Below are 5793 nucleotides of genomic sequence, written 5' to 3'. Positions count from 1 at the left end.
CCGCCCAATCCACGGCATGAGATCGCCGCGTCAGTCGCAGGGCTCCCTCCTCGCGATGACAAGTTTGGACCCTAACAATCACGTGTGACACAGCAGTAGTATTGCTGCTGGTAAGGATAAATTTGGGGATAGCGGTAAGACGTTAAGTGATTGGCACGTGGTTTACATCGTCGCATGCTCACTCACCCCCCCTCTGTCTGCCGCGCTTCGCCGAAGGCGTGATCCTGCAGACACCTCCTCCTTGGCTAAAAGGGAGAAACCCGATACGATCCCAGAGGCCGACTGATGGAGCAAAGCGGAAGAAGTCCGACCCGTGCTACACGTGGCGCCGCATCTGGTCGTGCCACCACGGCCAGTCATGGCCAAACCCGTTGGCACGCTCGTAGTAGTGCCCGATATCCTTTGTGTGCAATATGTGGCTCATATGATCGTTCGCGCCACGACACGGATCGTGCTCACCCGCGGTCAGAATAATGTGCGTATCCCGGATGGCGTCGAGCGTCCCCCAGTCCTCCAGGTTCGGCAGGTAATCGACCGGATTGCTAAAATACACATTTTCATCATAAAAACCATCCATAAACGACCGGATGTCGAACGCGCCGCTCATTGCGATCAATTTCCCGAACGACCAGGGCTGCTTCCACACCAGATTGGCCGCATGGTAGGCCCCAAAGCTGGCCCCGGCTGCAATCACAAAGTCGGAGGTCGCCCGGTCATGGATGAAGGGCAGCACCTCCTGCAGCACGTACTGTTCATACTGCTGATGCCGTTTGATGCGCACGTACGGGTCTACGCTCCGGTTGTAGAGGCTCTCCCCGTCAACCGCATCCACACAGAAGAGCTGGTTCTGACCGTGCTGAAGCTGGTGGGCAAGCGCATCGACCATCCCGAAGTCGCGCCACTCGTAGAAGCGCCCCTGGCTTGACGGAAACGCCAGGATGGGCGCACCGGCGTGCCCGTACACCATGATCTCCATGGTTCGCTCCAGGCGGGGACTCCACCAGTGCACGTAGTCAGTGTACATAAATATTCAGTTGTAATATCAGATATTCTGGGAGCGGGCTTCTTCGCACGCTCAGGGTGCGGCGTTCCAAAGATAGCCCAAGATAGGCATCCCGCGCACAAATTTCTATCTCGGGGCCTGGTCTGGTGGATACGCCGTTTCTTTTTTGCTGCCGGAGCGCCGTCCCTAAACCGGTAGCTACTAAACCAGTAGCTACGCCGCCACCCACTCCTCTTCGTGTTCGCGGTACCAGTCGTATGTTTTCTGGATGCCGTCGTGCAGGCGGGTTTGCGCCGACCAGCCGAGTGCGTCCATGCGCGTGGTGTCGACCAGCTTACGCGGCGTGCCATCGGGCTTCGAGGGATCGTGCTCAATGGGCCCGTCGTGGCCGACCACGTCCTGGATGGTCGCGGCCAGCTCATTGATCGAGAGGTCTTCGCCTACGCCTACGTTCAGCATCCCCTCGTAGGCTGCCTCACGCAAGGCGTCTTCTGGCGTTTCCAGCACAAAGCGCACCGCATCCGCCAGGTCGTGGCTGTAGAGGAACTCGCGTTTGGGCGTGCCGCTGCCCCAGAGCGTCACCGGCGCATCGCTGCCGTCGGGGGCTGCGCCCTTGGCCTCGTGAAACTTGCGGATGAGCGCCGGCAGCACGTGGCTTGTCTCCAGGTCGAAGTTGTCGTTGGGGCCGTAGAGGTTAGTCGGCATCAGCGTGACCATATCGCTGCCGTGCTGCCGGTGGAACGCCTGGCACAGCTTGTGTCCGGCGATCTTGGCGATGGCATACCACTGATTCGTCGGCTCCAGCGGACCCGTAAGCAGGCTGTCTTCGGGCATCGGCTGGGGCGCGTGCTTGGGGTAGATGCAGGTGGATCCGAGGAATACGAGCCGCTCTACGCCCTGCTGCTGCGCCGCCCGGATGACATTGGCCTCAATGGCGAGATTGTCGTACAGGAAGTCCGCCGGGTACTGGTCGTTGGCGAGGATGCCCCCCACGCGCGCCGCGGCCACAACGACGTAGTCGGGCTGCTGCGCTTGAAAGAAGGCGTTTGTATCCGCCTGATTGCGCAGGTCGAGCTCGCTGCTGGTGCGCCCGATCAGGTTGGTGTATCCGGCAGATTCGAGAGCGTCCCAGATGGCGCTGCCGACCATGCCACGGTGTCCGGCAATGTAGATGGAGGCGTTGGGGTCGGTGAGGTGCATGGTACAGGGGCGGGTTGGTGATAATGGATGCGCGCAGAGACGGCGTGCCTACGAATGGGCTGGGCGCGGTGTTGCGCTGGGGCTTTCGAACGGGATGTCAGCCCAAAATAAGTAGTGGCGACACTCCGTTCAGCATGACATGTGTAGAACGGCTCCCACAGCGCTACAACATCCGCTGTCGCTTATTGAGATACGCCAGCAGCGCCTCGCGGTAGGAGGTCTGCGTGTCGAGCGTGGCGAAGTCGATGTTATGCTCCAGGCACGCGCGACGAAAGCGCTCCATAAAGTGCGCGGCGGCCTCCGCGTAATGCTCGCGCAGTTGCGCCGGGTGCACCGTCTGTTCGGTGCCTGTTTCTACGTCGCGGAAGACCATGGGGCGATCTGGAAACTGAAACTGGCGCTCGGTAGCGCCCTCCAGCACGTGAAAGACAATGACTTCGTGGCCCCGGTGCCGCAGCCGGCGCAGCGCCGTAAGCAGATCGTCGTGCGCGCCCACGTTCTCAAACAGATCGGTGATGACCACGACGAGCGACCGCCGTCCGATGCGCTCGGCCACCTCGTTGAGCGCGCTGGCGGCGTTGGTCTGGGTGCCAGCGGCATCGCGCCGCGTGAGGGCGTCGAGCGTTTTGAGAAGCATGCGCCGGTGGTTTGGCGCCGCGCTGGGCGGACGCACCGTATGCACGGTTTCGTCGAACGCCATAAGTCCGGTCGCATCGCGCTGCTGAAGCATAAGATGATGCAGCCCGGCGGCCAGATAGGCGCCGTACTCCAGCTTGCTAAGCTCGGCCTGCCCCCGGTAATGCATCGAGGCGGAGGTGTCGAGCACCACATAGTGGCGCAGGTTCGTCTCCTCCTCGTACTGCTTGATATAGTAGCGGTCGGTCTTGGCGTAGACTTTCCAATCCACATGCCGCAGCTCGTCGCCGGGGTGGTACGGACGGTGTTCGGCAAACTCGACGGAGAAGCCGTGGTACGGACTGCGGTGCAGGCCGGTCATGAAGCCTTCCACAATGAACCGCGCGCGCAGCTCCATGGTGCCGAGCTGCGACACGGCCACCGGATCCAGAAAGCGAAGGGCATCGGGCGAGGTAGCCATACTCAAACCGTTGTGTGCGTAAGACCGGATAGGACGTTGCGTACCCGGTAGCGCGTGTGTGGGTTCAGAAGCGATTAGGCTTCAAGCACCATCACGGCCTCTCGCAGATCGGTTGCGGTAAACGGATGCTGCAGCGCGGCCTCGGCCCAGGAGGGGACGCCGGATGTAGCTCTTAAAACAAGTGTTCGCGTTGCGTGCATAGACCGTAGGGCCTCTCCCAACACATCCACTTCTGACTTGGGGAGCGTGCCTACAATCGCGATGTTGCGCTGCGGCATTTTGCGGAGCCACCGGAGCGCACTGCGCACCCCTGTGACTTCGTTCACGCGCCAGTGCTCGGCAAGACAGGCCCGCACAAATCCACGGAGCTCGTCGTTCTGGTCAATGAGCAGGATATGTGTCGACGAGGATGTTGCGCGCAAGCGATCGTGCGCATTAGGTTCTTGGGCAATTTTGTTAGCGGAATAATGCATGGGACGGAAAACGGTGGGGTGGGGATGTAAAGCACGCACGGGTGGGGACATGCGCATGTCGTCTGAACAGACTGCATAAACTATAGGCCAGGGATTACAGTCCACGCAGCTTGTAGACGCCGTACGCAACGCCCATTATGACCAGGTAGAGGAGAGCGCCGTCGACGGGAACGACTTCAGCGCAATCCACACCGTTGCCATTGCCACATATTTCCCCACACTCTTGTGGTAAAGGGCCTTCCCCTCCACAATCAATGATTTCTCCGTCATCGTTAATAACTTCGTCGTCATCAATGGGGGTAGGATCTCCATCATCAGAGGGACCGTTTCCGCATGGGTTGTTCCCACCACTTCCGCAAGATGTGCTTCCATCTTCGTCGGTACAGCATACCCTATTTCCCGGGCAGTCAAGATTGCTTGTACATTCCAGGTCATTTGCCATCGCTGGCCCATCCCCGACCCGATCTGCGGAACGACTGCCGCTGTGATCATCAAAGTCGTAGAAGTCGCTCGACCAGTCGGAGCCGCCGGAACGATTGGAGGAGGTGTCCCAGGGGTCGTCGTAGCTGGTGTCCCACGGGTTGTAGCCCCAGGGGTCGTCGTCCTCCTCATCAGAGCCCCACGGGTTACTGTAGGTGGGGGTTTCACTGGGGGCGCCCCAGGGGGTCGTCTCCTCCTGCTCGTCTTCGGGGGCCGGGTCGAAGGGGCTGCTCCAGATGCTCTGGGCAGTGCTGGTGTGCGGCACGGTCAGCCCCACAAGAAGCATAAGCGCTGTGAGCCATGTGAACGTCCTTGTATGACGCGTATAGGAGACATGCTTGACATGAGAGGGCAGCAATATAGTAGGCATCGTTCCCAGAACCGGCTGTATACGTTTAGGCTATCTAAACCGCCTTGGGGGCGGTGGTATCGCCTCGAACGTATGGGAGTATTCCGGCCCTGTTTGTGCACAGACCGCGCAAACCTATGCACAAATCAGAGGCATGCACAGATCTGACTGCTGCATGCACAAATCCGACACTATCATGTGCAGACCTGACGAGGTTTTGTACGTATTGTCCACGTAATATATGAAATTATGATGTGCCTCTTGCTTTGCTTTTAGCTCATACCTGTATGCGCCTTTTGCGGGCACGGGACAGGCATGATTGAGCATGAGAGACGCGCACAGCAGCGTACGTAACGGTGCCGCTCTACCTGTTGAAGAGGTGATTGTGATAAGCGCACATCTTTTTGGACTTATAATTCTTGTTTTGGCTTTTCCAAGAGGCTCGTATTTTGTCGCAATCGCTGCCGCTTAACTCACATCGGCCTCGTCGCTATACCGTTTGCGGAACACGGAGGGCGAGACTCCAAATGCCTTTTTAAATGAACGTGAGAAGTATGACTGACTATTGAAGCCGACAGCATAAGCGACCTCACCAATGGTGGCATCAGGGCGTTTTTTCAGCAGCGTTGCTCCTGCTTCTAACCGTCGATATCGGATGAGTTGTACGGGGGAGTGCTCGTATAACTCATCCATCTGCCGACGGAGTTGCGAAGGGCTCATTGCCATGGCATCTGCGAGTTCGGCCACCCCGAAATCAGGATCCGAAAGATGAGCCTCAATGATACTTTCGAGTTGTTCTCCAAAAGGCAGTGGAGCCCTTTCCAGAAGGGCGTGGCCCGAACGTGTATTACGGCTTGCGTTATTCGGATCATCACGCATCGATTGGCGAGCACGTACCAGATTCTCGATAAGCGCTTCAAGTTCTTCACCATTAAAGGGTTTTGTTAGATAAGCATCCCCCCCGACCTCATAACCCTGCACGCGCGAATCCGAATCGTCCAGCGCAGTAAGGAACACAACCGGAATTTGGTCGATGTCAGGATGGTTTTTGATGGCCTGGCACAGTGCCAAGCCATCCATTCCTGGCATCATAATATGCGAATCAGGGGTTGAGCGCGAGGATGAGCACGGCAGCAGTAAGCCGTCCGAAGACATGAACAAGCAAACCGGAGTAGGAACGCACCTTTGAGGC

The 5793-nt window shown here is 58.5% G+C and carries 6 protein-coding genes; all 6 read right to left on the bottom strand.

Annotated features, from left to right (window positions below; all coding sequences use genetic code 11):
- Window positions 1–316: 316 nt before the first annotated feature.
- Window positions 317–1024: an esterase family protein gene (locus tag PPP56_RS09660; RefSeq protein ID WP_353563835.1), complete on the bottom strand. Its 708-nt coding sequence runs from the start codon at window positions 1022–1024 to the stop codon at window positions 317–319.
- Between the two features lie 192 nt (window positions 1025–1216).
- Entirely contained in the window at window positions 1217–2203 is a 987-nt protein-coding gene (locus PPP56_RS09655; protein WP_353563834.1) for a GDP-L-fucose synthase family protein, read from the bottom strand.
- A gap of 163 nt (window positions 2204–2366) precedes the next feature.
- Complete coding sequence (locus PPP56_RS09650) at window positions 2367–3299, bottom strand: DUF58 domain-containing protein (RefSeq protein WP_353563833.1); 933 nt, start codon at window positions 3297–3299, stop codon at window positions 2367–2369.
- A gap of 74 nt (window positions 3300–3373) precedes the next feature.
- The gene (locus PPP56_RS09645; protein ID WP_353563832.1) at window positions 3374–3772 is read right to left on the bottom strand and encodes a hypothetical protein; all 399 of its coding nucleotides are present in this window, start codon (window positions 3770–3772) and stop codon (window positions 3374–3376) included.
- A gap of 94 nt (window positions 3773–3866) precedes the next feature.
- Window positions 3867–4538, bottom strand: a complete 672-nt coding sequence (locus PPP56_RS09640) for a hypothetical protein (RefSeq protein ID WP_353563831.1) — start codon at window positions 4536–4538, stop codon at window positions 3867–3869.
- A 531-nt stretch (window positions 4539–5069) separates the two neighbouring features.
- The gene (locus PPP56_RS09635; protein WP_353563830.1) at window positions 5070–5693 is read right to left on the bottom strand and encodes a response regulator transcription factor; all 624 of its coding nucleotides are present in this window, start codon (window positions 5691–5693) and stop codon (window positions 5070–5072) included.
- Between the last annotated feature and the right edge of the window lie 100 nt (window positions 5694–5793).

Origin of the sequence: Longimonas sp. (assembly GCF_040409695.1) — a bacterium.
Lineage (GTDB): Bacteria > Bacteroidota > Rhodothermia > Rhodothermales > Salinibacteraceae > Longimonas.
Note: the sequence above shows the minus strand (reverse complement) of the source record. Positions and strands in the feature narration are given on the sequence as shown.

What these genes read in the sequence shown, in the direction of transcription:
- PPP56_RS09650 (WP_353563833.1), bottom strand. Translation starts at nt 3,299, where the DNA reads ATGGCTACCTCGCCCGATGCCCTTCGCTTTCTGGATCCGGTGGCCGTG.
- PPP56_RS09645 (WP_353563832.1), bottom strand. Translation starts at nt 3,772, where the DNA reads ATGCATTATTCCGCTAACAAAATTGCCCAAGAACCTAATGCGCACGAT.
- PPP56_RS09640 (WP_353563831.1), bottom strand. Translation starts at nt 4,538, where the DNA reads ATGCTTCTTGTGGGGCTGACCGTGCCGCACACCAGCACTGCCCAGAGC.
- PPP56_RS09655 (WP_353563834.1), bottom strand. Translation starts at nt 2,203, where the DNA reads ATGCACCTCACCGACCCCAACGCCTCCATCTACATTGCCGGACACCGT.
- PPP56_RS09660 (WP_353563835.1), bottom strand. Translation starts at nt 1,024, where the DNA reads ATGTACACTGACTACGTGCACTGGTGGAGTCCCCGCCTGGAGCGAACC.
- PPP56_RS09635 (WP_353563830.1), bottom strand. Translation starts at nt 5,693, where the DNA reads ATGATGCCAGGAATGGATGGCTTGGCACTGTGCCAGGCCATCAAAAAC.